20 protein-coding genes are annotated in these 25,698 nt (G+C 51.3%); 8 read left to right on the top strand and 12 right to left on the bottom strand.

Translation table 11 applies throughout. From position 1 onward, the window contains the following. The first annotated feature begins 143 nt into the window (after window positions 1-143). Window positions 144-1,280 (top strand): glycerate kinase, encoded by a 1,137-nt coding sequence (locus ACYZZ0_RS09280; protein ID WP_461536337.1) that lies wholly within the window; start codon window positions 144-146, stop codon window positions 1,278-1,280. A 50-nt stretch (window positions 1,281-1,330) separates the two neighbouring features. Here ACYZZ0_RS09280 and ACYZZ0_RS09275 read toward each other — a convergent pair whose 3' ends face one another. Together ACYZZ0_RS09275 and ACYZZ0_RS09270 are read right to left on the bottom strand one after the other, a co-directional pair. Next, window positions 1,331-2,653, bottom strand: coding sequence for an anaerobic C4-dicarboxylate transporter (locus ACYZZ0_RS09275; RefSeq protein ID WP_461536336.1), 1,323 nt, complete (start codon window positions 2,651-2,653; stop codon window positions 1,331-1,333). 344 nt (window positions 2,654-2,997) lie between these two features. Further along, window positions 2,998-3,891, bottom strand: a complete 894-nt coding sequence (locus ACYZZ0_RS09270) for a LysR family transcriptional regulator (protein ID WP_461536335.1) — start codon at window positions 3,889-3,891, stop codon at window positions 2,998-3,000. Window positions 3,892-4,101: 210 nt separating this feature from the next. Between ACYZZ0_RS09270 and ACYZZ0_RS09265 the strand changes: the two genes are divergently transcribed. The 3 genes from ACYZZ0_RS09265 to ACYZZ0_RS09255 all read left to right on the top strand — a co-directional run bounded on the left by ACYZZ0_RS09265 (window position 4,102) and on the right by ACYZZ0_RS09255 (window position 7,240). Continuing rightward, window positions 4,102-5,388: a cation:proton antiporter gene (locus tag ACYZZ0_RS09265; protein WP_461536334.1), complete on the top strand. Its 1,287-nt coding sequence runs from the start codon at window positions 4,102-4,104 to the stop codon at window positions 5,386-5,388. A 146-nt stretch (window positions 5,389-5,534) separates the two neighbouring features. After that, window positions 5,535-6,515, top strand: a complete 981-nt coding sequence (locus ACYZZ0_RS09260) for a YbgA family protein (protein ID WP_461536333.1) — start codon at window positions 5,535-5,537, stop codon at window positions 6,513-6,515. Between the two features lie 113 nt (window positions 6,516-6,628). Beyond that, on the top strand, window positions 6,629-7,240 hold the full coding sequence (locus tag ACYZZ0_RS09255; protein ID WP_461536332.1) for a glutathione S-transferase family protein: 612 nt from the start codon (window positions 6,629-6,631) through the stop codon (window positions 7,238-7,240). A gap of 58 nt (window positions 7,241-7,298) precedes the next feature. Here ACYZZ0_RS09255 and ACYZZ0_RS09250 read toward each other — a convergent pair whose 3' ends face one another. From ACYZZ0_RS09250 to glpX, 3 genes are all read right to left on the bottom strand, one after another. Continuing rightward, a complete protein-coding gene (locus ACYZZ0_RS09250) occupies window positions 7,299-8,222 on the bottom strand; it encodes a DMT family transporter (RefSeq protein WP_461536331.1) in 924 nt (307 codons plus the stop codon). Between the two features lie 115 nt (window positions 8,223-8,337). Next, window positions 8,338-9,705, bottom strand: a complete 1,368-nt coding sequence (locus ACYZZ0_RS09245) for a TolC family outer membrane protein (RefSeq protein ID WP_461536330.1) — start codon at window positions 9,703-9,705, stop codon at window positions 8,338-8,340. 503 nt (window positions 9,706-10,208) lie between these two features. After that, on the bottom strand, window positions 10,209-11,219 hold the full coding sequence (glpX, locus tag ACYZZ0_RS09240; RefSeq protein WP_461536329.1) for a class II fructose-bisphosphatase: 1,011 nt from the start codon (window positions 11,217-11,219) through the stop codon (window positions 10,209-10,211). A gap of 485 nt (window positions 11,220-11,704) precedes the next feature. On the opposite strand from glpX, the gene frdA reads away from it, so the two are divergent. Genes frdA through frdD form a run of 4 tightly spaced genes read left to right on the top strand, consistent with a single transcriptional unit; the run spans window position 11,705 to window position 15,041 of the window. Continuing rightward, window positions 11,705-13,492: a fumarate reductase (quinol) flavoprotein subunit gene (gene frdA, locus ACYZZ0_RS09235; protein ID WP_461536328.1), complete on the top strand. Its 1,788-nt coding sequence runs from the start codon at window positions 11,705-11,707 to the stop codon at window positions 13,490-13,492. Next, entirely contained in the window at window positions 13,489-14,250 is a 762-nt protein-coding gene (locus tag ACYZZ0_RS09230) for a succinate dehydrogenase/fumarate reductase iron-sulfur subunit (RefSeq protein ID WP_461536327.1), read from the top strand. Before frdA ends, ACYZZ0_RS09230 begins: the two co-directional genes overlap by 4 nt. A gap of 12 nt (window positions 14,251-14,262) precedes the next feature. Next, the gene (locus ACYZZ0_RS09225) at window positions 14,263-14,661 is read left to right on the top strand and encodes a fumarate reductase subunit C (RefSeq protein WP_461536326.1); all 399 of its coding nucleotides are present in this window, start codon (window positions 14,263-14,265) and stop codon (window positions 14,659-14,661) included. 14 nt (window positions 14,662-14,675) lie between these two features. Beyond that, window positions 14,676-15,041 carry a fumarate reductase subunit FrdD gene (gene frdD, locus ACYZZ0_RS09220; protein WP_461536325.1) on the top strand — a complete coding sequence of 122 codons (366 nt, stop codon included), beginning with the start codon at window positions 14,676-14,678 and terminating at the stop codon, window positions 15,039-15,041. Window positions 15,042-15,115: 74 nt separating this feature from the next. Here frdD and ACYZZ0_RS09215 read toward each other — a convergent pair whose 3' ends face one another. From ACYZZ0_RS09215 to ACYZZ0_RS09185, 7 genes are all read right to left on the bottom strand, one after another. Further along, on the bottom strand, window positions 15,116-15,517 hold the full coding sequence (locus tag ACYZZ0_RS09215) for an OsmC family protein (protein ID WP_461536324.1): 402 nt from the start codon (window positions 15,515-15,517) through the stop codon (window positions 15,116-15,118). Between the two features lie 96 nt (window positions 15,518-15,613). Next, window positions 15,614-19,093, bottom strand: coding sequence for a type VI secretion system membrane subunit TssM (gene tssM / locus ACYZZ0_RS09210; RefSeq protein WP_461536323.1), 3,480 nt, complete (start codon window positions 19,091-19,093; stop codon window positions 15,614-15,616). A gap of 79 nt (window positions 19,094-19,172) precedes the next feature. Then, window positions 19,173-20,048 (bottom strand): type IVB secretion system protein IcmH/DotU, encoded by an 876-nt coding sequence (icmH, locus tag ACYZZ0_RS09205; RefSeq protein WP_461536322.1) that lies wholly within the window; start codon window positions 20,046-20,048, stop codon window positions 19,173-19,175. 22 nt (window positions 20,049-20,070) lie between these two features. After that, a complete protein-coding gene (gene tssK, locus ACYZZ0_RS09200; RefSeq protein ID WP_461536321.1) occupies window positions 20,071-21,393 on the bottom strand; it encodes a type VI secretion system baseplate subunit TssK in 1,323 nt (440 codons plus the stop codon). Window positions 21,394-21,688: 295 nt separating this feature from the next. Continuing rightward, entirely contained in the window at window positions 21,689-22,180 is a 492-nt protein-coding gene (gene tssJ, locus ACYZZ0_RS09195) for a type VI secretion system lipoprotein TssJ (protein ID WP_461536320.1), read from the bottom strand. Window positions 22,181-22,191: 11 nt separating this feature from the next. Next, window positions 22,192-22,560 carry a type VI secretion system-associated FHA domain protein gene (locus ACYZZ0_RS09190; protein WP_461536319.1) on the bottom strand — a complete coding sequence of 123 codons (369 nt, stop codon included), beginning with the start codon at window positions 22,558-22,560 and terminating at the stop codon, window positions 22,192-22,194. Between the two features lie 20 nt (window positions 22,561-22,580). Further along, entirely contained in the window at window positions 22,581-25,616 is a 3,036-nt protein-coding gene (locus tag ACYZZ0_RS09185) for a DUF6931 family protein (RefSeq protein WP_461536318.1), read from the bottom strand. Between the last annotated feature and the right edge of the window lie 82 nt (window positions 25,617-25,698).

Genomic DNA, 25,698 nt, shown 5'->3' with positions numbered 1-25,698 from the left:
TCTCTGGTCTAATGTAGATAGACATTTCAATTCTATCTTTTATTAATCCATTATCCTTTAAGAGGGTAAGGTTCTATCGACTCTAGATTTGAACAGCACCTTACCAGATATACCATTCTTTAATTACTCATGACCTTCACTAAATGCAAATTGTAATCGTCCCTGACTCATTCAAAGAAAGCCTGACCGCAGCAGAGGTAGCAGACGCTATAGAAACCGGTTTCAAACAAGTCTTTCCTGATACCAACTATATAAAAATCCCGGTAGCCGATGGCGGCGAAGGAACGCTGCAATCTCTGGTTGACGCAACAAATGGCTCACTTATTGAGAAAACAGTTACCGGGCCGCTTGGCCAACCCGTTCAAGCCAGCTTTGGTGTTTTGGGCGACGGTAAAACCGCAGTGATCGAAATGGCTCAGGCATCCGGCCTTGAGCTGCTCTCTCCTGAAAAGCGCAACCCTCTGATAACCACCACGTACGGCACTGGCGAGCTAATTCGTCATGCCTTGGATCAGGGTATTAACAAGCTGATTATCGGCCTTGGCGGCAGTGCAACTAACGACGGCGGTGCCGGGATATTACAGGCACTGGGAGCACGCTTGCTTGATTCAGAGGGATTAGAGCTTCCTTATGGTGGTTCTGCTTTGTCCAGGCTTGCAACAATTGATATCAGCAACCTTGATCAACGCCTTGAATCTGTTGAAAGTGTCGCAGCCTGCGATGTCGATAATCCGCTGACAGGCCCGAACGGTGCATCAGCTATTTTTGGCCCGCAGAAAGGCGCTGATACGGCAATGGTTCAGAAGCTGGATAACAGCCTCAGCCATTTTGCTGAGATCACCAAACAACAACTCGGGTTTGATATCAATTCAATACCCGGTGCCGGAGCAGCTGGCGGAACAGGTGCAGCACTGGCCGGTTTTATAAATGCAAAATTACAACCAGGCATCGATATCGTAATGGATGCTGTAGATCTGAAGAATCAGATTAAGGGCGCCAGTCTGGTTATTACCGGTGAAGGCCGGATTGATGGCCAGACAGCACAGGGAAAAACACCCATTGGCGTTGCCCGCATCGCCAAAACTCAAAATATTCCAGTCATTGCCTTGGCAGGATCAGTAGGGAAAGGGGTTGAAGCGGTTTATACACAGGGTATTGATGCTGTTTTTCCGGTTATACACGGAGCTGTGGAGCTGCCTGAAGCTTTCGAAATGGCAGCGGAGAACCTTGAGCGGGCAGCCAGAAACCTGGCTGCAGTTCTGCAACTTTCGATTAAATAAAACAAAGAGAGCTATTCATCACTGAATAGCTCTCTGGCTTAAACTGGTTTTCAGATCAGGATCTGAGCCAGTACATAACCAATACAGCAGGCAGAAATTACACCGATCAAACCCGGCACCATAAAACTGTGATTGAAATAGTATTTTCCAATCCGGGTGGTACCGGTACTGTCGAAGTTGCAGGTCGCAATATCAGACGGATAATTCGGGATAAAGAAGTAGCCGTAAACTGAAGGCATAATCGCAATCAGCAGTTGCGGCGGCAGCCCCAGACCCAGCGCTACTGGCAGCATCATCCGCGCAGTTGCGGCCTGACTGTTCACTACCACTGAAACAATAAACATGGCAAAAGCGATGGTCCACGGATTCTCGGTGACCATATCCTTGATCGTGGTCTGGAATACCGGCATGGCGTGCTGGAAATAGGTATCACTCATCCAGGCAATACCAAAGATCGCAATTGCTGCCACCAGACCGGATTTGAATACCACACCTTCAGGCACCTTGCGTACATCAGTTTTGGTCAGCAGCAGAATCAGGCCACCAAAACACAGCATCAGCATCTGGATAATGACACTCATTTTGATGGCTTTGGATGCACCGATAGTTCTCAGCTCCGGCACCATCGCTACAAATACGATACTGGCAATACCGGCCAGAAACAGATAGACAGAATGACGGGCAGAGTCCGGCAGCTTTTCATCCAGACTGGTCGCAGTGGTTTCTTCAATCTGCTTGCGGGATACCGGGTCAGCCATACGACGCTGATATTCCGGATCATCTTTCAATTCAACACCACGACGCATACTGTAAAGCGACATCAGCAGTGTACCCAGCAGGGTTGAAGGAATGGTTACACACAGGATACTGGTCAGGTTGATAGCGGTATTAATATCACTGAGTTGGGCCAGGAAGTAGACTACTGCGGCTGAAAGCGGGCTGGCTGTAATTGCCAACTGGGATGCAACGGAAGCTGCCGCCATTGGTCGCTCGGGACGAATACCGTTTTTCAGGGCTACGTCACCGATAATCGGCATAATGGAATAAACGGAGTGACCGGTGCCCAGCATAAAGGTCATGCTGTAACTCACCAGCGGCCCCAGCAGGGTTATGTGGCGGGGATTCTTACGCAGGATACGCTCGGCTACCTGCAGCATATATTTCAGGCCACCCGCCGCTTCAAGAATGGAAGCACAGGTCACCACTGCCATAATAATCAGCATCACAGTAACTGGCGGAGAAGTCGGCTGCATCCGGAAGATAAAGACTTCAATCACCAGCCCGATACCGGAAATCACACCCAGTCCGATACCGCCTTTACGACTGCCCACATAGAGCATTAACAACAAAAAGAGGAACTGAAATATCAGCATTTTTCTGGAGCCTTTAGGAAGTATGAAGAAATTTATTCCTTCATACTGCGCCTATTGGCAGCAGTTTTTCTTGATGCCTGTCAACCGACAAAAATAATCCCTGAATTATTGAAGGCACTGTTATACCAGTTAAAAAGGATTATCATTTCACTGACAACAAGCCCCAGAACTGCACATCAAAAACACATTACTGAGCAGACTTAATCAGCAATAATTCAAAATAAGTTGATTCCATTCAAATATGGAACAATCCCTTTTCTCTATTGAACCAAACCCGCCTTTTTCACTATCCACGATCGACTTATACTGCCCGCGTTTTTGCAAGACCGGCCAAGAGAAAGTTGTCAGGATGAAACAAGGACAGGAGCCATCTGTTCCCGTATCGAGTCGATAAACAGCCGGGCTCTGCGCGGTAGCAGTTCACGACTGCGGTAGATCAAACTGATGTTTCTCTGTTCACCATGCCACCGGGGCAACACCCCGGTTAAAGAGGATTCCCCTTCCTGCATGGCAACATAGCTTTTCGGCAGATTGACAATACCCAGCCCTTCCCGGGCTGCCCGATAAGCCGCAGCAAACTCGTTCACATTCAGCTGTGGTCGGGGGTGAAACAGGATCTGTTCATTACAGTCCTGCAGATACCAGTCACGCAGTGGCCAGCAGGTGATCAGGCGATGGCGGGAAAGCTCATCCGGATGCATAGGCGTGCCAAAGTCAGCCAGATACTGGTGAGAGGCAAACAGTTGGTACTGCACCTTGCCAAGCGGGAGAGCAATCAGGTCTGAGGCTGGAAGCTCACCTTCAACGATGGCAACATCAATGGCCTGTTCCAGCAGTGCTGGAAATTCGTTGGTGAACTCAATATCAACCCGGACATCAGCCCACTGTTCCATAAACCGGGCGACACAGGAAGCTACCCAGCCACTGAGGCTGATAGGACAACTCAGACGCAATAACCCCCGGGGCTCACTGCTCCTTTGCAGTATTTCCCTCGAAGCATCGTCGATAGTATCCAGCGCTGTCGCACACTGACGAAAATAGGTTCTGCCAGTATCCGTCAATCGCAGTCTTCGGGTAGAACGTTCGAGTAAACGACAATTAAGCTGTTCTTCCAGCTGGGTCACTTTCCGGCTGACAGTTGAAGGCGGCAAGTTGAGATAACGCCCGGCAGCGGCAAATCCCTGCTCCCGGACGACAGTGACAAATATCCTGAGCTCTTCAAGTCCGGATCCGGTCATAACACTCAATCACAAATGTAAGGGCTCGCTTTTAAGCAAAGCCTTTAATCAAAAGACAATACGGTTGCCACAGTGTAACCAAAACAGGTCTGGTTTAATCTGAGCCAGCGCAGACAAACTGTTTTCTGCGAGGTCATTTTCGTCTTCATCGTGTCGAAAATTGCTTTGCAGAAAGCAAGACTATGGAATCCTGAAGTTATGCATGAGCCAATGCTCATTGAGCCTTTACTGGTCGTTTTCGGCATGCTGTTTGTAGGCACTTTCTGTGCCACTTTTTTCCGCTTTATTCGCCTGCCCTATACCGTAGGCCTGCTGATTCTGGGGATGGTTCTGGGCTTCCTCAGCCAGAAGTTCGCGTTTATGGAGCCACTACACCAGGTACAGCTCAGCCCCGAGCTGATTATGTATGTGATTCTGCCCACACTGATTTTTGAGGCTGCGATCAATATTGATGCCCGTCAGCTGATGAAAAATCTGGCACCGATTATGTTACTGGCTGTAGTCGGGGTATTAATCTCCTGCCTGATTATTGCCGGTTCTCTTTATCAGCTGAATATTCTGCCGCTTGGTGCCGCACTGGTTTTTGGTGCGTTGATATCTGCGACCGATCCTGTGGCTGTTATTGCCCTGTTCAAGGAACTGAAGGCCAATGAGCGCCTGTCTCTGCTAATGGACGGAGAAAGCCTGTTTAACGATGCCACCGCCATCGCCATGTTCAGTGTGCTGGTCGGTCTGGGAGCATCGGTCACCGATATGACAGCCGGCGATCTCTGGGGAGCCCTGCTGAAATTCTGCATCGTCTTCTTCGGTGGTGTTGTATTTGGTGGTGTAATGGGTGTGCTGATGGTCATGTTATTGCGACTGGCCCGCAATGACCGCTTTGCCCAGCGTTCTCAAATGATTGTAATGGCCTATATGACCTTTATTGTCGCCGACCATTTCCTGCACCTTTCCGGTGTAATGGCAGTACTGGTTGCCGGTATTGTGGTGAGTCTGAACCGCCATCAGGTGATGGACGAACAGCGCTGGAAGCATATTGATATTTTCTGGGAATATGCTGCCTTTGTCGCCAACAGCTTTATTTTCCTGATGATGGGTATGACCGAAAACCACCTGCTGTGGAATATGGACAAGCTGGAGCTGATTATGCCGACGCTGCTGATTACCGGCCTGATCGTACTGGTCGCTCGCGCAGTGATTATTTATGGCCTTGTCCCCGTCAGCAATGGCCTGGGTATGGCAGAACGTATTGGCAAGGGTATGCAGACAGTGATGTTCTGGGGTGGATTGCGTGGCGCTATTCCTATCGCCCTGATGATGGCTCTGCCTGCTGATATGGCCGGCCGGGAGCTGATTATCCAGATGGTGCTGTTTATGATCCTGGTGACTCTGCTGATCCAGGGCACAACCACAGGAAGACTGCTCAAGGTTTTTCGTCTTGCCGGTAAAGAAAAGCCGGCCGCAGCAGATCAAACAACTATTAGCGCCAGCTCTTAAGCGCTTGAGGCTTGATACTGAAGCAGCAGACAGTGAATAAAATCACTGCCTGCTTGCTGTTGACAGAGTATCGCTCACTGCGGGAGAGTCTGAGCTATAGCCTTGCTATATATTCGCGATTCAGGCTCGCTTTTCCGGAGGGTGCGATGACAGATCAGAACCAGACGAACAATACCAGTCCGCACAAAATCCCTGTCGGCATCAGCTCCTGCCTGCTGGGTGAAAATGTGCGTTATAACGGAGGCCATACCCAGTCAAAAATGTGTCTGGGAATATTGGCCCAACACTTTGAATACCAACCCTTCTGCCCGGAAGTGGCTGCAGGATTCGGGATTCCGCGTCCAACCATGCGTTTGACCGGCGATCCGCATAATCCTGTGCTGCAGTTCAGTGATGATGACAAGCAGGATCTGACTCAACAATTAAAAGACGGATTCCATGAGCAGCTCGACAAGTATGATGCAGTGGACGGTTATATTCTGATGAAGAACTCACCCAGCTGCGGCATGGAACGTATCAAGGTATATCAGGAGAACGGATATCCTCATGAAGAACGTACCCGGGGGTTGTTTGCCGATGCCCTGATTGCGGCCTGGCCAATGCTGCCGATAGAGGAAGAAGGACGTTTACATGACCCTCGGCTGCGGGAAAATTTTGTGATGCGGGTTTTTTCCCATTATCACTTCCGCCACGAAGTGCAGGAGCAACCCACCTATCACAACCTGCTGCAGTACCACAGCAAGCACAAATATCTGTTAATGGCCCACAGTCAGAAAACCTATAAGGAGTTGGGCCGGTTTCTGGCAGAGTCACGTCAGGCTCCGCTGGAGGAGCTGATGGAAAGCTACTTTACCCGCTTTACTGAAGCTATCCGTAAACCCGCTTCCCGCAAGGGGCACTGCAATGTGTTGCAGCATATTCTGGGACATCTGAAACGTTCGGTATCAGGCGAAGCCAGACAGTCTATTCTTGCTGTTATCGAACAATACCGTCGCGGTGAAGTGAACCTGACAACACCGATGACACTGCTGGCACACTATGTCGAACAAACCGGTGATGAGTTTGTCCAGTCCCAACGCTACCTTCTGCCCTACCCAGCTGAGCTCGGGCTTAGAAATCAGCTCTGATAGCTCTGATATAGCCCGGTCACTTGTTGCCCGAATTCGAAAGCTTCTTTACCCTGTTACGGCGACTGTTCTTACGACAGTCGCCAGTTTTGCATGCCGTAACGGAAAAAATAATGAAAATATATGAGACCGGCCCTGCTCCCAACCCGCGTCGGGTAAGAATCTTTGCTGCCGAGAAAGGCATTACTGATATCGAATATATCCAGCTGGATCTGAAAAAGGGTGAGAACCTGACGCCGGAGCACAAAGCCCGCAATCCACTGACCAAGGTACCGGTGCTGGAACTGGATGATGGCACCTGCATCTCGGAAACCATTGCGATCTGTCGTTACTTCGAAGAAACCGTGCCCGAGCCTTCCCTGATGGGTGAAACCGCCATTGAAAAAGCAACCATCGAGATGTGGCAGCGTTGGTGCGATTTCTACTTTATGTTGCCGGTCGGTATGTGCTTCCAGCACTCTACAGGCTACTTTGCCGATCGTATGACGCCGGTAAAGGAGTGGGGTGATGAAAGCGGCAAGAATGCGGCGAAGTTTATGGCTTTCCTTAACCAGCACCTGGAAAGCAATGACTATATCGCCGGTGACAAGTTTACCGTAGCGGATATTACCGCAGTGTGTGCACTGGATTTTGCCCGGGTTGTCGGACTGCGTCCCAGCGAAGATCAAACTCATCTGCTGCGCTGGCATAAGCAGGTATCAGCACGCCCCAGCATGTCAGCCTGAGGCCATTAAAGTTCAGGGAGTTAGCTCATCATATACTGACCACTCCCTGACTCTCACATCAGGCAGCCTTGCTTTTATTCTCCTTCTTTCTCACTGCCAGCCATAACCCACCAAAGATCAGACCTGCACCGGAGATATGATAGGTGTAGAGCCTTTCACCCAGAATCAGCCAGGCCAACAAAGCAGCAAAGACAGGAATCAGATAGTTGAACATGGCAATATTGTTAGAGCCCAGTGTGTGTGTCCCGATAATCCAGAAGGTATAGGCCAGCACCGAGGCAAACAGTGAGACATAAACCAGCAAACCGGCCCGCGGCAATGTCAGGGCAAACCCGCCAACCTGCTTCAATTCAATCAGATAGAAAGGTAGCAGCAGCGTCACGCCAATAGTCACCAGAACTGTCAGCAACGATGCGCCGGTAATAGGGATCTTGAAGCGATTGAGTAAAACCGTGTAAAAGCTCCAGCACAGGGTTGCAAACAGCATCAGACACTCCCCTGTACCAATTTGCAGCGAAGCCAGTACTGACAGGTCACCACGACTGACAATGGTCAGTAGCCCGCTAAACGCAATCGCCATACCCAAGAGCTGCAATCCATGCGGCCAGATGCCTAACAAAACAATCGATAATAAAATAGTGAACAGTGGTAGTGCTGTTTGAATCAGGCTGATATTAACGGCCGGAGTCGTGGCAGCTGAAAGATAAACCATGGTATTGAACACAGTGATGCTGGGTATCGCCAGTATCAACAGCTTCCATTTGTATTGTTGAAGAACCAACCGGTTTATCCACAAATCCCTTGCGGTAAAAGGCAGCAGAATCATCAGTGCCAGCAACCAGCGCCAGAACGCAAAGCTGACCGGAGGTATCTCCCCAACGCCCAGACGTGCGGCAACACTGTTTCCTCCCCAGAACAGAGTGGTAGACACGACAGCAACAACGGCTACCAATTTGCTGTAACTTGTAGTTTTTTCACTCATCAAGGGGCTTCTTTTATTTATGCTGTTGCCAAAGAATAGAGACTGATATACAGAAAAGCCCGCACAATCAGGACTGTACGGGCTTAAGTATCAAGCGTTTCAAACGCTCGACTTATCAGGCTTCAGCAGAAACCCACTTGTTCAGCACTTGCAAATCAGACTCATCCAGAGAACCTGCGGCCTGCTTCAGCTTCAGGGTATTGATAATGAAGTCATAACGGGCATCCAGATAGTCCTGACGTGCAGCAAACAGGTTGCGCTGGGCATTCAGGACATCCACCACAGTACGGGTACCTACTTCATAACCCGCCTTAACAGCTTCCAGCGCACTTTCGTTGGACTTGATGCCGAGCATCCGTGCTTCAACCCGGTCGATATCAGCAGTCACAGTCTGATACAGGCTGCGGGTATCAGCAGCGACCCGACGCAGGGTATTGTCACTGGTTTCCTGTGCCTGTTGCAGCTGGAAACCGGCCTGACGAACCTTGGAGCTGGTCGCACCACCGCTGTAGATGGGCAGGTTCAATTCCAGTTTGAATGCAGTCTGGGAGTTATCACCATCGAACGCACCGCTGCGGGCAGAGTCCGCATTGGAGCTGCTGGAAGAATAACTGGCAACAGCATCCACGGTAGGCAGGTGTCCTGACTTGGCTGTTCTCAGGGCACTTTCAGCTGCAGTAATATTCTGACGGGAAGCTTTTAAAGTCAGGTTACCCTTAACCGCGCTGTCCACCCAGGCTTCTGCAGAGGACGGAACCGGCGCATTAACTGGCATATCCTTGTTCAGGCTGGCCACATCATCAACCGGCTGGTTGATAATCACCCGCAGGTTTTCACTGGCGACTGTCAGGCTGTTTTTAGCCAGAATCCGGGTAACCCGGGCATCGTCGTATGCAGCCTGAGCTTCCAATACATCGGTTTCAGCAATCAGACCGACTTCAAACCGCTGACGAGTCTGGTCCAGCTGGGTCTTGAAAGCTTCTTCCTGGGCAACAGCAGTGCTGAGCTTGTCCTCTGCCCGCAAAATCGCAAAGTAAGCCTCGGACACACGCAGAATCACCGCCTGCTGCTCCTTGGCAAAGTTGGTACGGGCCGCTTCTGTCAGGAATTTGGTTTGCTCGTGAGAGAACCAGCGATTCAGATTAAACACCGGCTGACGCAGGGTGGCAGACCAGCCATTGGAATTATAATCATCGTTCAGGTCACCCTGGCCGTTACGTCCATTACTGGTTTTGTTATAAGCAGTATTGGCACCGACACTCAGGGATGGCAGCAACTGGGCACGTGTCTGATTCGGATTTTCTTCTGACGCCAGCAAGGAGGCATGAGCCGTTGCCAGCCCTTTGTCCTGCTGCAGTGCCAGCTCATAAGACTGCATCAGGTCAATAGTGCCAGCCTGGGCACTCATGGATACAGCAAGAGCCAGCGCACTGGCGGACAGACAATTTACTGGCAGGCGATTCATTATGGATTTAAACGGCATACAAATCTCTTGATATGGATTTATTCCTGCCCGGGACAGACAAACCCCAAGGGCTGCCCCAACCACACTCGGGGGATGTCAAACAGTGCGTGCAGGTGTAGAACTATCGTTGTAATCGTCCGTTTTAACCTATTCGATCGACAATTGAAATAGTCATAAAGCCTAAACATTCATCCATGCATGTAAAACGGAAAATTTGGCATGCACACAGAAGAAAGCTGCTACGACAATAGAAAAAAAGTAAAGAGGGAAAAGTAAAAAACAGCCGTTATTTTGAATAAATAGCCGGCTGTTTTTCAGAATGGAATCTAAGAGCCTGTTCACAATCTTATCGCGGGCTACAAATGCCGATAAAAGCCCCTGATTCTCCGCTTTTCCTCGTTACATAGAACCACTATGCGCCTCGAAAAATCGAAGAATCTGGGACTTTTCTCAACATTCTCGCTATCCGCGAAAGATTATGAACAAGCTCTAAAAGGCTTTTCTGGAATCAGAGTCCGGAATCAGAGGATGTTACGCTTTACTTCCTCGTCCTTTCGATCAAGGTAATGAATAGACTGTATACGTCGGATAGTTCGTGATTTACCACGAATCAACAGGGTTTCAGTGGAAGCAATATTACCCTTGCGCTGAATACCTGCCAACAGATCACCCTTGGTAATACCGGTAGCAGAGAAGATCACTTCATCGCTGGAAACCATCTGTTCCAGTCGCAACGCCTTGCCGGCTTCAACGCCCATCTCGTTGCAGCGTTTGATTTCTTCTTCGCCTGCTTCGCGATTTTCCGGGGTATCACCCTTGGCTTCATGGCGCGGTACCAGACGGCCCTGCATATCACCATCCAGCGCCCGGATAACGGCAGCAGAAATCACACCTTCCGGCGCACCACCAATGCAGTACATCACATCAACTTCACTGTCCGGCATACAGGTCAGAATGGAAGCGGCCACATCACCATCAGGAATGGCAAAGACTCGAATACCGACATCCTGCATCACACTGATCACCTTGTCATGACGCGGCTTGGCCAAGGTAATTACGGTCAGCTCTTCAAGTGATTTGCCCAGGGCAATGGCAATATTCTCGAAGTTTTCCATCAGAGGGCGGTCCAGGTCGATAACACCCTTGGCTGCAGGGCCAACCACCAGCTTTTCCATATACATATCCGGCGCTTTCAGGAAGCAGCCCTTTTCACCAACCGCCATCACTGCCACTGCATTGTTCTGGCCCATTGCTGTCATTCGGGTGCCTTCAATCGGGTCTACGGCAATATCTACCGCATCACCAACACCCTTGCCCACCTGCTCGCCGATATACAGCATCGGCGCCTCATCAATTTCACCCTCACCAATCACGATCTCGCCATTGATATCGATCTGGTTCAGCAGGGTTCGCATGGTCTCTACAGCAGCGCCATCGGCTGCATTCTTGTCACCGCGCCCAAGCCACTTGTAACCAGCAAGAGCCGCTGATTCGGTAACCCGGGAAAATTCAATTGCCAGTTCGCGCTTCATTGATGGGTATCCATATACGTGGGTTTGCGGGGCGGACTGTATAGCATGCACAAGGATTAAGAAAGAGCAGTGAGTAAAGTCAGGAGCTCATTAAGCAAAGGCTATTTTCTGTCACCGGGAAATGACTCATTCCACTTTTATGATATACAAAAAAATCTATGATATTTGGTTCTGAAATTTGCACATCAATCACAATCAAAAAGGTAACTGAGACTTGATAACTGAAGAAAAATAACGGCTCTTCGATTCAAATATTCACATCCTGAATTAGTATCATCAGTGCAAAACTTTGCTCCAAGGCAATAAGGCATATAATTTCCATATTTCAACACTAAAACAGCTAAGACTCGCAGCAATCTTCAGGGTAAAATAACGCTGCGAGTCGCTACTGTAGTGCTTTCCCTTAGCTCAATTACTCGCCCGAAGTCTATTCAAAAACAGACGTCATCCGTCTTTCTTATAGTTACCAAGAGGGCTCCTGATTCATGCAGGTCCTGAAAACTGATATCGCCGTTATCGGAGCCGGGGGTGCCGGCCTGCGTTCGGCCATAGCCGCTGCTGAAGCCAATCCAAAGCTGAATATAACCCTGCTTTCAAAAGTCTATCCGATGCGTAGCCATACGGTGGCCGCAGAGGGAGGCTCAGCCGGTGTAATCCAGGATCATGACACCCTGGAAAATCATTTTCAGGATACTGTCGCCGGGGGCGACTGGCTGTGTGATCAGGATGCGGTTGACTACTTTATTGCCAATGCAACTGAAGAGATGATCCAGCTGGAGCACTGGGGCTGTCCCTGGTCTCGCAAGGAAAATGGCGACACCAATGTCCGCGCCTTTGGCGGCATGAAAATAGAGCGGACCTGGTTTGCAGCCGACAAAACCGGGTTCCATATGCTCCATACCCTGTTCCAGACCTCGCTGAAGCATCCTTCCATCAAGCGCTGTGACGAATATTATGTCACTGACCTGATCATTGAAGATGGTCGCTGTCAGGGCTGTGTGGCGATTGAGCTGAAAACTGGCGAGCCGTTCATGATTCAGGCCAAGTCAGTGATTCTTGCTACCGGCGGTGCCGGCCGACTGTTCCGGTTTAACACTAACGGCGGCATTGTTACCGGTGACGGTATTGCCATGGCCTACCGTGCCGGGGTCAAACTGCGCGATCTTGAGTTTGTTCAGTACCACCCGACCGGTCTGCCCGGCTCAGGCATTCTGATGACCGAAGGCTGTCGTGGTGAGGGCGGTATCCTGCTGAACAAGGATGGCTATCGTTATCTGCAAGACTATGGTCTCGGCCCTGAAACACCTCCGGGTAAGCCTGAAAACAAAACCATGGAGCTGGGTCCCCGTGACAAGCTGTCCCAGGCTTTCTGGCATGAACAGCAGAAAGGTCGCACCATCGAAACATCCATGGGTGATGCGGTTCATCTGGATCTGCGTCATCTAGGCGAAGCCCGACTGAAAGAACGACTGCCAATGATTCTGTCACTGGCCAAAAAGTATGTCGGTGTTGATCCGGTTCACCAGCCAATTCCGGTACGTCCGGCAGTCCACTACACCATGGGTGGCATTAAAACCGACATGACCTCCACTTCCATTCCCGGCCTGTTTGCTGTCGGTGAGTGCTCCAGTGTTGGTATCCACGGTGCTAACCGTCTGGGCTCTAACTCACTGTCCGAACTGGTGGTTTTCGGCAAGGTTGCTGGTCAGCAGGCTGCGGAGTTTGCAACTCAGGCCACCTCCAGCAGTGACCAGCTGCTGCAACAGCAGGGTGAAGCCATGGTCGGCATGATCGACCAGCTGCGACAGGCCAAAGGCTCTGAAAAGATTTCCGCTCTGCGCAAGGATATGTGCAGCACCATGGAAAAGGCTTTCGGCATTTATCGTCTGGAAGACGAAATGCAACAGGGTCTGGATAAAATTACCGAACTGCGACAGCGCTTCAACGATGTCAAAATTGAAGACCAAAGCCGTGCATTCAATACCGAGCTGATGCTGGCACTGGAATTGAAATCATCACTGGAAGTGGCCGAAGCTATGGCACTGTCTGCGGTGAACCGGAAAGAGTCCCGTGGTGCTCACCAGCGACTGGATGATTATCAGACCCGGGATGATGAAAACTTCCTGCAGCACTCACTGGTCAGCTACCAGGGCGACAAGGCACCGCAGCTCAGCTATGAGCCGGTCAATATCACCCGATTCCAACCAGCTGTTCGCGCCTACGGTCAGGCTGCCAAAGATCTGGAAAACAGCCAGCAGAAGGAGAACTCATGAGCAACGCCATGATTACGCTGGAAATTCTCCGCTATAACCCCGAGCGTGATGAAAAACCGGCGTTTGGCCGGTTTGAAATTCCCTACGATGCCAACTGGTCATTGCTGGACGCACTGTCTTATATAAAAGACGAAGTCGATTCCAGTTTGGCTTACCGCTGGTCCTGCCGTATGGCGGTATGCGGCAGCTGTGGCATGGTTGTGAACGGTACTCCGAAGCTGGGCTGTGAAACCTTCCTGCGAGATTTCTATCCGGGCACAGTTAAAATTGAGCCGCTGGCCAACTTCCCTATCGAGCGCGATCTGATTGTGGACTCCGAAGACTTTATGCAAAAGCTGGAGTCTGTGAAGCCCTATATCATCGATGCCATGGCAGATACCGGCAAGCCCAAGGAAATCCGGCACACCCATCGCCAGACCCCGGCTCAGTTGATGAAGTACAAGCAGTTTTCTCAGTGTATAAACTGCATGCTTTGCTATTCCGCCTGCCCCCAGTTTGGGCTCAATCCGCTGTTTACCGGTCCGGCTGTACTCGCGCTGGGACACCGTTATAACCTTGACAGCCGGGATGATGGTGCCGACCAGCGCACTGAAGTGATCCAGGACAAGAACGGTGTCTGGAGCTGTACCTTTATCGGATACTGTTCCGAAGTCTGCCCCAAATCGGTTGACCCGGCTGCCGCCATCCAACAACAGAAGGCCTCCGGTGCCCAGGACTGGGCGTTTTCATTCCTGATGCCTCGCGGTTCAGATCAATAAGGAGTGTCGCTGATGAGTCGTCGTCCCTACAAGCGCCCCATGTCCCGCACCTGGTATATGGATCACCCCTGGTACCGGAACTATATGATCCGGGAAATGAGCAGTGTATTTATCGGACTGTGGACGATTAACCTGCTATTGGGTCTGGGCTGTCTGGCTAAAAGCCCTTTATCCTGGGAAGGCTGGATGAAGTTTCAGTCTCATTCGCTGATGATTGGTTTCAGCCTGATTACTCTGGCGCTGGCACTGTATCACAGCTGGACCTGGTTCCAGGCTGCTCCCAAAGCCATGGCACTGCAGATTGGTGAAAAGAAAGTCGCTCCTGAACTGATCACCAATGGCCATGTTGTCGCCATGATTGGCGTATCGGTTATTGTCATTGTCGCAGCACTGTGGGGAGTTGTGTTATGAGCGGGAGTGATGCTATGAACAAAAGCAAAATGCAGTGGAAGCACAACGAGCCCCTGTTCTGGTCCCTGTTCGGAGCCGGTGGCGTTGTTACCGCCTTCGTAACACCCGTGCTGGTTCTGATTGTCGGAATTCTGGTGCCACTGGGTATTTTGCCAGCCGATATCATGAGCTATGAGCGGATGCTGGGTTTTGCCGACAGCTGGATTGGCAAGTTGCTGCTACTGGTGATTATCAGTATGTCCCTGTGGCATTGCGTTCACCGGATTTACCACAGCCTGCATGATTTTGGCTTTCATCCCAAAAAATGTGTTCGTGCACTGGCCTACGGTACAGCTTTTACCCTGAGCACGGCCTGTCTAGTATTGGTCCTGATCGTATAACCTCAACACCTGAAACAAGAGCCCGCTGAGTAGCGGGCTCTTGTTTATCTTATCGGTGCAAGGTTGAGGCAGACTCAAACTTCCCGCACTTCATGACTCCAGCTGATATCAACACTGCTGTTCAGCATCAGCGCAACTGAGCAGTACTTGGTCATGGACAGTTCTACCGCTTTGGCGACCTTTTTCTCACTCAGCTTGCGACCGGTCACGATAAATTTGACGTGAATTTTCTTGAAAACCCGCGGGGCAGTCTCTGCACGTTCCGTAGTGATTTCAGTATCGCAGCCGGTAAAATCTTCCCGCATGGTGGTCAGGATATCGGTAACATCAATCGAGCTGCAGCCGCCTACACCTGCCAGTACCAGTTCCATCGGGCTTGCACCAGCCTGAGTATTGCCATCCATAACGATATCAAAGCCGGACTCGGACCGAGCGGTGATTTCCATTCCCTGTTTCCAGCTGGTTTGCGATTTCATCAATGGTATTCCTTCAGCGTTATATAAAGGTATTTGTTTTAGCTGATGAAAATAACACTGACGCAACAGCCTGAATGTTCGGAGATACCGACAAAATTATATTTTTTCCGGTAACCTGATGCGTGTTAGCAAAGACTTGTCAAAGGGATTCACCCGGTTGTCAAAGTTCAGCAATAACTGAACCTGATAGCTGTCCTGACCACATTGCAGCAGATAATCACTGCTGTCTTCATTCTTGCTGATATCACAGGCATACATAAAGCGAGCCAGTGCCCACTGGCCGGAGAATTCCTGAGCCGATACCTGTAGCTCGCCATTATAAAAAGTACTTTGCAGCGGCACTTCGGTATAGCGAACAGGCCATTTGAAATTGCGCCAGACACGCGGCCCATGCCGGTAATTCAACATCTCGGTATTTGCCGCCAGCGTATATCTTGTGGCTTTTGGCGTCAGATAAGCTTCCCGCAAGCTATAACTGATATTCAATTTGGTATCAGGGGTAGGAAAAAAACGCTTCTGCACTGCCTGCAATAACCCGAACTGGGTCATGGCTTTAGAGGTAATCGCCATTTTCTGACCATCATATGAAGCCAGCTGCATCTTGCCATCCTGATTGACAATAAACGGCTTCAGATGTGTTTTATAAAAACTGTCAAACTCGCCTCCCGGCTTTAGTATCCGGATAAAATCATTGATATCAGTCTCCTGCTTTGCCCCGGCAACAAATGGAAACCGCCCGGCAATAGAACGCTCCCAATCTGGATAGAAATCTACCTGCCAGCGATCAGTAACCCAGCCATGGGCCTGTTGCAGCAACAGGGACCAGGTTTGATCACAGAGACTGTACAACCAGCCAGAGACCGGTTGCGGAGCCAAACCGGCCATACGCCTCAAGCCGGTAAGCGCATCCTTTTTACCCGCAGCATGAGCCGATGCCCGTTTGAAAGCAGACTGCCCCGGATAGTCGGCCTCAACCACATCACTGACAAATTCATACATTTTCTGCATTTGCTGCAGAATACGCCCGCCCAGTCCGCCATTATCATCACTGCCACCGGGTACCAGTTGTTGATAGATCAGAAAACGCTTGTCGACCTTTACCTCAAGCGCCTCTTCAGGCTTGAGTTTGCGCGACAATACCTGCAATGCCTGGTCTGCTGCTTCAGCATGGCGCTTTTGATCTTCCGGCAAAATATCTTTTGCCCTGCCCGGGTCGCCTGCTTGCTTTGCACCGGATTCATCCTTTGACTTTGTTTTTTTACTGTCGTCCACCAGCCGGGTGTTATCGGTCGTGGTTTCCATAATTTGCTGCAACGGCGAAGTATCTTTTGAGGCCAGCAACATAAAGACATGTCGCATATCTGTCAGGCTGTTAAAGCGGTTGACCCTGATACCGGCCAGAATTTGCTGCCAGTGGCTGATATACGCATCGAAATAGCGATTGGAAACACGGCCGGACAGTTCTACATCATGCTGCAGCTCCTCCGGTTTACTTCTGGAATCTTCAGGAATATGGTGCAACCGCTCGTAGTAGTCCTGGGTATGATTCAAGCCTTTTGCGGTGTAACTCAAATCCAGCTTTCTGAATTGTCCTTTAGTGAAAGCCTGCTGCAATTTCCTGACTTCAGGTCCTAGCTGGAAAACATCGCTGAAATGGTTTCCCATCAGAGCTGCTGTATCCAGCCTGGCTGCATTCCCCGGCTGACTGAGCAGCCATAAATAGGCCAGCTGATCTTCGGGATAATGATCAAGCCGGGTGCGACAGGCTGCCAGTAGTTCGGTATCCGGCTTGTAACTGGCGTAATCATCGTATCGGAACAGATCTTTCAGCAGTGCTTCCAGCTGAATCTCTGCGGCTTCAGGAAGTACATCTCCGGCTATCTGCTCAACCAGAAAAGGGTTCAGATCCCGTTCCAGTAACTGCTCCGGATCAAACAGCATTTGATATCGCACCAGTCCCTGCAATAACAGCACCGGGTCGTCAGCCTTGAGCTGCTGTTTCACAAACGACTCCGTCACTTCAATGGCCCGGGGCAGCAGTAACTTCACCAGTTGATCATGATAACTCCGGGTCAGTTTTTTTCCCGTCTCTTCCTCCAGCAAAGGTCGAAAAAGATACCACTTCGGCTGATGGCGGTAGTCTTCCCGGGTCTGACGTAAATAAGCCAGTAAGCTAATCAGATTTATAACATCCGGTGGCTTGTTTTTAGCCTGGTGCTCCATTTCCGCTTGGTACACAACCAGTCTCGACAAGGTCGAGCTACGCAGCTCATCTTCATGCCAGAGGCTTAACAGAATCCAGCCAGTAAAGCCGCCTCCCGCCAAAATCAGAAGGGCATATCCGGACATTCGCAGACACTGATAAATCCGTTCGGCACGTTTATTTAAACCGGCCAATGGCGCACATGGAATCAGTACCCTGGGCAGAATATTGCGGGCAAACAGTTGATGCCCGGCCATACCGGTGGCAGTGAACAGGCGTGATGAAAAACCATACTCTCCGGCCAGGTGCCGACTTAACAGATCAACCCGCTCACCATCCTGACTACTGCTGGTAAGGAAATAGCCCTGAATCCGCAACGGACGGTAGAGCACCGAAGCCGCCACCAATACCTCAAGCAGATTTACAATGCAGGGGCCTGCCAGTGCCAGCTGCAGTGGCAATGCCATAACCGAGGGTTTGCGCTCGGGAAAGTGATCATTGTGCAGGCTTTGGCGAAAACGGGCGGCAATCTGACAGATTAACCGGTGCCATGATCCCTCAAACCACTCGGTAATTGTCCGGGAAACATCCTGCCCGGTTCTGAAATCTCCCAGCGGCTGTTCCAGTTCCTCCCCCAGCCAGCCACTGACCGACTCGTAAAAGTCTGCCAGATGATCAGCATGGGTGAAGATCAAATACACCGGCAGGCTCATATCGAGCACATTATTCAGCTCCGTCAGCCGGTGCCGCAGCATATCACCCACGGCAGTAATATCATCACCAGGCTGACCACAGATGCTGTTCAAACGGATTGTCTGCAGCACACCGTTCAGAGGCTGTCTTGCCCGCTTGCGCCGCAGATACTGCAGGATATGCAGACGGATCTCGCTGAACTCCTCTTCAAAGCAGCGACTTTCCAGTTCGATGACCAATAATTCCTTACTGACCCAGACAGTACATGCCACTCCCGAAAACGCGGTATATTCGATAGATTCCAGTCCCATGCCGCGCAACAGAGAACTCTTGCCGGTCAGAGCATCTCCGGTGATTAAAAACCAGGGTTGCTGATAAACTGTCCAGTGACGCCCAAACTTCTGTTTCAGTTTTTTGCGGCAACTGTCGAGGTAGGCGGTTATCCGCTGCTTCTGGATCTGCAGTGCAAGCTTTTCCGGATCGACTTCCCGCTGCCGGCTTCGATTCACAAAATAAACAATCAATCCGATCAGCGCAGTACAAATGGAAATACCCAGCAGAATCATCAACCCGCGATAACCCCACTGACTGAAAACCAGCCAGATAACACCTCCGGTTATAGCAAGGATGACCAGCAGCGTGACAGCACGGCTGATAGCCGTCCGCAAGGCTGTTTCCATATTCGTTATTCCGTCTTGTTGCCAGCAAAACAGGGCTCAGGCTTGAACCAACATTGAGACAGGACTGCTACCGAAGTCGTCACTTTTCCCGGGGGAAAAGTGTCTGTTGAATCTCTTGCATGGTCGCAGACTGAATGTTCTCCGGTAACGGCCATCGGGTTTGCTCCAGCTGCTGCAAAACCTGCAATGGTTTGTCCTGCCGCAGAATGACCCAGGTTCCGGCTCCGGCAGAAGACAGCAATACAACCATCAACAGTGCAACGCTGGGCCAGAACCAGAACACCGGCTTCGGCAGTTTATGGCGGCTGTCCGGCAGCCCGATAATAGGGGTAAAGGGTTCACTTTTACGAAACTGTGATAACAGTCTGAACAGCTGGGCATTCAGTTCACTGGTCCGGTGCTGTTCTTCAATACGACAGCGACCCCGAAACCCGAGATTGACAAACACCCAGGCCAGTTCAAGAAAATCCAGATGCATATCCGGCTGAGTACAGGCACGGTTAACCAGCAGGTAAAATACATCGCCACCATCCCGACGCTTGAATGCCCGACTCAACAGGCTGTTACTTTCCCAGTTAACCTGCATGCCCCAGGTCGTCTGCACAATCATTTCATCCAGCACCGCGCAGTACAGAAAACAGCAACGGGCGACATCCATTTCCTTAACACCCTGCTGTAACAGCCGGTGTCGCAGCCTTACAATTTCTTCCAGCATGCTTTGCCGAAATTCCGCGACCTCTCTCGGCTGCTCCATTCGGGGCAACGCCAGAATAACCGCCATCAGTTCTGTGCCCTGGCTCAGTAACGGATTGTCATACGGACGAAACCGCCCCAATATGGATTGTTGCTGCTCAACCAGTTGCTCCGAACGCGATACAGTTTGAGCCTGTGCTCCGGAAACAGGTTCCAGCGCATTTCCTGAAACAAGCTGGGTCGGTTCATCATCGGTCATCATTCAGAAACGTCCCGTCGTATGACTAACGCACCGCAAACAGACGAATCGTCGCCTCGGCAATCTGTTCATCCAGATGCAGCGCCAGTTCATCCTGGTTCAGCACCAGCTCTTTCCACAGTGGTGACGCCATATCAATTTCAAAGTAGCAGGTATGGGATTCACTTTTGAGTTCCACCGGCGGTAACGGCTGATAACTGATATCAATACCCGGCAGATAGTTGTGGACCAGTTCGTTGATACGCTGGCTGGGCGCCAGCTTTGCTGCCTGCGGAAACAGTACGACTGTCCGCGATTTGGGCAATGTAGTTTTAACCGCCAGCACAAATCGGCTCGACTGATACAACGCCTTGTTCGGCAACTGGGTAAACAGCAACCGCCGGCTCTGAAACAGCCGGTCATTCCACTCAATCTCGATCACAACATCGTGATGCACCATGCCCAGAAACTGCCGGAGCCGGGTAAAAAGTACAGCGAAGATTTGTGTTGCCCGGGCATGGCGATAGCCGGGGTTATCCGGAACCGGTTCCAGCACCAGTGCAGACAGATCTCCCAGCATTGAGCACAGCTCACTATACAGCTGCCGCGGATGCATCATCGGTAACGATACAATATCATCGAGCCGTGCCTGCCAGTGACTGAGTACCTGCAACCAGCGAAAGTCCATAAGCAGGGTATGTGAACTCTTGTACGACGATTGCAACTTGACTCGCTCAAGCACAACAATGGCCCGCTGTTTTACCAGCCCCTGAAGTTCCCGCAACAAGCCCATCAAGGTATCGGAGGTATTAACCGTCAGGCATGAAGGGATAAAGCTTTCATCGAGAACAACAGTACCCTCCGGCGTTACATCCCGAATCGACGCAACAGGCAGTACCGTATAATCCGACAAGTCCTGCCCCTGCATTTTCAGGCTCAGATTCAGCCTTTCAACCGTGGTCTCAAGCGGGTCGTTACCGATATTAACCGTATCAAACAGCTCGACCTGCTCCATGCAATAACGGCGAGGCTCTTCATGCCGGTTGGCCACTTCAACAGCCCCACTGATTTGAAGTGGCAAAGCCAGGTAGACAACCCCCTGAGTGAAATTCTCCGGCATATCACCTACCAGGGTTTGCGTCAGGGAAAACGGTGTACCATCAGGAAAAATGCCATGAGCCTGCTTAATTGCCAACTTGCCGTGCTTCAGAAAGGCATGATCCAGCTGCAACCCGGCAACACCACTGGCGCCTGGTTGCATGGATGACAGATACATCAATGCCTGCCCCAGTACGTAGCGTTCCTGTTGCTGGAAATGCTGCGGGCTGACAAACATGCCTTCCAGCCAGGCCACCTTGCAGTTATCCAATGATGCGCCTCCAGGATACCAGGGGCTGTTGACAATTAGACATACGACCAGCCGCTCATGATTTACGCCAGGTTAGGCGCGAACTGTGCGATGTGGTTATTCCACATAAACAGTGAGCAACGCGGCATGGCGTAAACCATGAGCGGCCCTTCGGGTTCATCACACAAGCCCTCATGCCGCGTTGAACGACTTGAACATGGAACCACCATGCCCTTCGCCGTTCGCCTTACCTGAGGGCTTGTGTGATGAACTGGTCGAATGTCTAATTGCCAACAGCCCCTATTCAGGTTATCAGTTATTCATCACTGGCAAGCAAAATCCGGTTTCCCTCAACCATCAGGCTCAGGTTGTTATTTTTATGCAGTTCGATAGCGTGCACTTGTCGGTTAACACCTTGCTGATAACGGCTGAATGCCGCCAACAACCCGACAAATTTTGTCTTGCTGTCGAGCACAAAGCTGTAAGTGTAGCTTTCTCCCGGAATAACAGCCGGAAGCTGACGTCGGCTGACCAGCTCGGCACCCAGCTGTTTCTCGTCATTTTCAAACAGCAGCAGAAAATCAGACTGGGTAAAGTGATCAGGTTTGGCCAGTTGGTAGAAGGTCAGTGACAGCGGAGAGGCCTCATTATGGCTGTTGGGGTTCATCCCCACCGCCGCATGTATCTGCAGTGAAACGACTGTAGGCTCGGGTTTCGGAACAGGCACTACGGCATGATAAACATTTTTGATCGTGCTACAGCCACAGCAAAATAACAGCAACAAAAGCCCTGCAATTCTGACAACCATGAATGCAGTCCTCAGGGTTCCTGATTCTGCCTCATACCCTGTTTTTTTAAATGCGCTGGATTAAAACAACTGACAACCAGGGTATAACCCGGAATTCGAATAACATCACCATCCTGCAGCTGAATCCGGTTACCCCGTCCCAGTGCCCGACCGGAGTCGTTGAGATACAACCCGTTAGTACTGGTATCCATAATGAGATAACCCTCTCCGCTACGGCTGACGGCCGCATGATGGCGTGACAAGCGATGTTGACTGTCCGGCAGCTGCACCTGGCAGTCTGCAGCCCTCCCGATCGTGCCACCGTTATCAGGCAGACAGATACTGCGCTGAATAATTTCCTCGCCTTCCGGCTCGTCAATAATATGCAGAATCAGTTTCACCGTTCGCCTGGTTAGATCGCCTAAAGCGCTTCTGTTACCTCATCACCGGGATCTTCATCTTCTGTGAGGTCCGTCATATCATCGACAGTTGTTGTATAGGTTTCGGTGACGGCGTTGTAGTTGCTGTACACCATGGTTCCGGCTGCCGAAAACATGGAATAGACCGCCAGCGCACCTGCCCCAAGCATCATAGCTGTATTTGCCAGCATCGCCACTGTCGCCATGCCCATCACCGCCATGCCCATCATCTGTGAGCACATCATGGCCGGACCACTCAGCGCACTGGCAACAGCCCCCATGGGCGCACTGACAGCACCCCATGCGGCTCCAAGGCCCGCTTCAACCGGACTCATCATGGCGTTAGTCGCATAATCCAGCCCGCGCCCCATGGCGCTGAAAGGGGTCATCATGGCACTGGTGGCATAATCCAGCCCCTGACCCAGCATACCGAACGGCGTCATCATGGCGTTACCAAGATAATTCATACCGGCACCCAGCGGATTGAACATCGGCATGGGCATTGTTGCTCCGCCCATTCCCCCGAAACCACCAAACCCTCCGGCAAAAGGCATCATCCCTCCGCCCATGCCACCCGCCATACCACCACCGGCTACAGAAGCCATCATGGCGTTGGTCATCATATTCCCCATACCGCCGGCAATGGCTGACATTCCGGCTCCCATCCCGCCCATACCAAAGCCTCCGGCATAGGGTGTCATTCCTGCTCCGAACGGCATACCCATTCCGCCCATCCCCATACCAAATGAGCTGCCCCCCCAGCTACTCATCATGTTTTGCTGCATCTGAGCCCTCATTGCCGCCATGGAAAACGGCTGACCTCCGGCTGAATAACTACCACCTCCTGCAGCAGCTCTACTCATCAGACTGGTCAACGCATCACCGAAACCTCCCGCACTTCCGGTCATGCCACCACTGGACGACGTTGATCCGGCACCTGCGGATTCATTCGCAGCTGTTGCAGATGCCGTGCCGGTAAAGTTGCCTTCGGTAGCCGTTGCACCATTTTGATCAGCACCCGAATTCGAGGGAGCAGCATCAGTTCCTGTATTCGCATTCGAAGGCTGACTACCATGATCACCCTCGTGATCAGAGCGGGTTAAAAAAGTACCCAGTGCTCCCAGTGCAAGTCCTCCCGCCATACCAGCCATAGCGGTAGAACTTCCGGAACTTCCAGAGCGGTCTCCTTCTGTGGCCCCAGCAGCATTTGCCGTACCGGTAAACATACCTTCCAGTTGAGTCAGACCATTTTTTGCCATATCCGGCAAATTCCCTGGCAGACCCGAGCCTGTGCCAGAGCCCTCAGCTGGAAAGGAGCCTTCAGCCAGAGCAGAACCTTTATCCAGTAAAGAGTCTTTATTCAATAAAGAGCCTGCGCCCTTACCCATTTCCTGTGATAACTGAGCCAGAGTGCTGCCATCAATATCTGCCGGTGAAGTCAAACCAGCACCTTTCCCGGGCAATGCCATTAATGATTTGGGCATACCTGCCAAAACCGGTAAATGACCTCCTTTGGCAGCGGCAGCCGCTGAATCTGCATCATCTGCCAGATTCTCTGCACCTGCAGCCATACCAGCATCAGTACCCGCTATCAGAGCGGCCTGTCCCAAAAGGCCAACAGGAGAACCTTTTGGGACAGTCGGCAGGGCTTTGGCGACATTCCCCAGTGTTCTTTCGCTGGGCGAGTAGGACCAGGCTCTTGCTGCCCGGGCAAGGTTTTCTTCTTCCGGACTCCAGCGGGCTCCGGTACGGTCAAGGCAATCAGCGCCCCACCAGACGGCCTGACGGGGTGTCATGGCATGGGCCAGAAACTGCATACTGTCGTGTGGCAGGCGGTGATTTATCAGCGCCTGATTGAAGTCCATCGGGCTCATATCCGGCTGTAATAAATCCTTTGCCTCCTGGCTGGCTGGAAAGCGGGACAGGATTCTGCCAGCTTCAGTATCTTCCGGATTAAAACCGGAGGGCATTTGGTGGGGTAAATTACGCTTATCAAGCAGAATATTGCGGGATGCCTGCAGTGCATTATGAGCCGTGTCAGTCGCTGAAGGACTTTTCAGTTTGCCTGCAGCAGCATGCTCCAGATGTGCCAACCCGGCCTGAATAACCGCTGCAGTGCCCAGTCCACGCATAGGCTGCAGGGGACCCACAAAATCCGGTCGGCTTTCTTCAGCACTGGCCCTGCGCTGATTGACCTGTTGTTCGATAGACGGCCTGAACCCGGCAGGTAAAGGACCACCTCGCTGTTTTCGTCCGAACATATCTTCCGGTAAGGGATCAAACCGTTTACCGGGATTGCTTCCATCATTGCTGCCGGCTGTTTTATCTTCCGACTGATTATGGTCTCCCTCTGCAAGCCCCATCGTTCCGGGTGTCAGGTCATGACCTCCACTCAGGTCATCACTTCCCCTGGCATCTTTGGATGTACTGGCCGAACGGAATTGCCTTGCCCTGTTCTTTCTGAACAGTTTCATCCCCTCTCTGCTGACAGCAATAGCAACACCGGCAGTAACCGCTGCGGCAGTATGCGAGCCTGCTGATCCAGCAAAGCCTCTTGATTGCGCACTTCCACCCATGCCCAGCGCGTGTTTCAGAACCTTCGTAAGGGTTCCTTTATGTGACCTGCCTGAAGCAGATTCAGGAGCAGCTGTTGCCATCGTTGACTGCTGATGCAGAACAGCCTGGCGGCCCGGTTCAATAACCCGCACCCGTTCCGGCAGCTGTGCATAACGGGAAACCAGAATCTGGTAACCCGGCAACGTCAACAAGTCACCGTCGTGCAGTTGAATGGACCGCCCCTTGCCAAGTGGCTGATGGCCATCATTAATAATCAGACCATTGGCACTCAGGTCTGTAATCCGCAGGGTATTGCCTGCAGGCGAGATCAGTGCATGACGCCGGGAAACAAGACAGCTGTTGTCCTCAAGGCACAGCATGCTGTCGGGAGAACGCCCGATAACCCCGCCTTCCGGAGGAATGCGTGTCGACTTTTCGTTAAGTTGTGCTCTGGCAGAGGTATTAACAATATGGAGATACATGATGGTCTCCGTTCCGGGTTCCTGCACTGCCACTACTCAGCAGAATGGATTCACCCGGTAACAGTTACTGCTTCAAGTATGA

This window comes from Spongorhabdus nitratireducens (genome assembly GCA_947387575.1).
Classification (GTDB): domain Bacteria; phylum Pseudomonadota; class Gammaproteobacteria; order Pseudomonadales; family Endozoicomonadaceae; genus CANDOC01.
This window is presented reverse-complemented; position numbering and strand designations above follow the sequence as displayed.

What these genes read in the sequence shown, in the direction of transcription:
- ACYZZ0_RS09280 (WP_461536337.1), top strand. Translation starts at nt 144, where the DNA reads ATGCAAATTGTAATCGTCCCTGACTCATTCAAAGAAAGCCTGACCGCA.
- ACYZZ0_RS09275 (WP_461536336.1), bottom strand. Translation starts at nt 2,653, where the DNA reads ATGCTGATATTTCAGTTCCTCTTTTTGTTGTTAATGCTCTATGTGGGC.
- ACYZZ0_RS09270 (WP_461536335.1), bottom strand. Translation starts at nt 3,891, where the DNA reads ATGACCGGATCCGGACTTGAAGAGCTCAGGATATTTGTCACTGTCGTC.
- ACYZZ0_RS09265 (WP_461536334.1), top strand. Translation starts at nt 4,102, where the DNA reads ATGCTCATTGAGCCTTTACTGGTCGTTTTCGGCATGCTGTTTGTAGGC.
- ACYZZ0_RS09260 (WP_461536333.1), top strand. Translation starts at nt 5,535, where the DNA reads ATGACAGATCAGAACCAGACGAACAATACCAGTCCGCACAAAATCCCT.
- ACYZZ0_RS09255 (WP_461536332.1), top strand. Translation starts at nt 6,629, where the DNA reads ATGAAAATATATGAGACCGGCCCTGCTCCCAACCCGCGTCGGGTAAGA.
- ACYZZ0_RS09250 (WP_461536331.1), bottom strand. Translation starts at nt 8,222, where the DNA reads ATGAGTGAAAAAACTACAAGTTACAGCAAATTGGTAGCCGTTGTTGCT.
- ACYZZ0_RS09245 (WP_461536330.1), bottom strand. Translation starts at nt 9,705, where the DNA reads ATGCCGTTTAAATCCATAATGAATCGCCTGCCAGTAAATTGTCTGTCC.
- glpX (WP_461536329.1), bottom strand. Translation starts at nt 11,219, where the DNA reads ATGAAGCGCGAACTGGCAATTGAATTTTCCCGGGTTACCGAATCAGCG.
- frdA (WP_461536328.1), top strand. Translation starts at nt 11,705, where the DNA reads ATGCAGGTCCTGAAAACTGATATCGCCGTTATCGGAGCCGGGGGTGCC.
- ACYZZ0_RS09230 (WP_461536327.1), top strand. Translation starts at nt 13,489, where the DNA reads ATGAGCAACGCCATGATTACGCTGGAAATTCTCCGCTATAACCCCGAG.
- ACYZZ0_RS09225 (WP_461536326.1), top strand. Translation starts at nt 14,263, where the DNA reads ATGAGTCGTCGTCCCTACAAGCGCCCCATGTCCCGCACCTGGTATATG.
- frdD (WP_461536325.1), top strand. Translation starts at nt 14,676, where the DNA reads ATGAACAAAAGCAAAATGCAGTGGAAGCACAACGAGCCCCTGTTCTGG.
- ACYZZ0_RS09215 (WP_461536324.1), bottom strand. Translation starts at nt 15,517, where the DNA reads ATGAAATCGCAAACCAGCTGGAAACAGGGAATGGAAATCACCGCTCGG.
- tssM (WP_461536323.1), bottom strand. Translation starts at nt 19,093, where the DNA reads ATGGAAACAGCCTTGCGGACGGCTATCAGCCGTGCTGTCACGCTGCTG.
- icmH (WP_461536322.1), bottom strand. Translation starts at nt 20,048, where the DNA reads ATGATGACCGATGATGAACCGACCCAGCTTGTTTCAGGAAATGCGCTG.
- tssJ (WP_461536320.1), bottom strand. Translation starts at nt 22,180, where the DNA reads ATGGTTGTCAGAATTGCAGGGCTTTTGTTGCTGTTATTTTGCTGTGGC.
- ACYZZ0_RS09185 (WP_461536318.1), bottom strand. Translation starts at nt 25,616, where the DNA reads ATGTATCTCCATATTGTTAATACCTCTGCCAGAGCACAACTTAACGAA.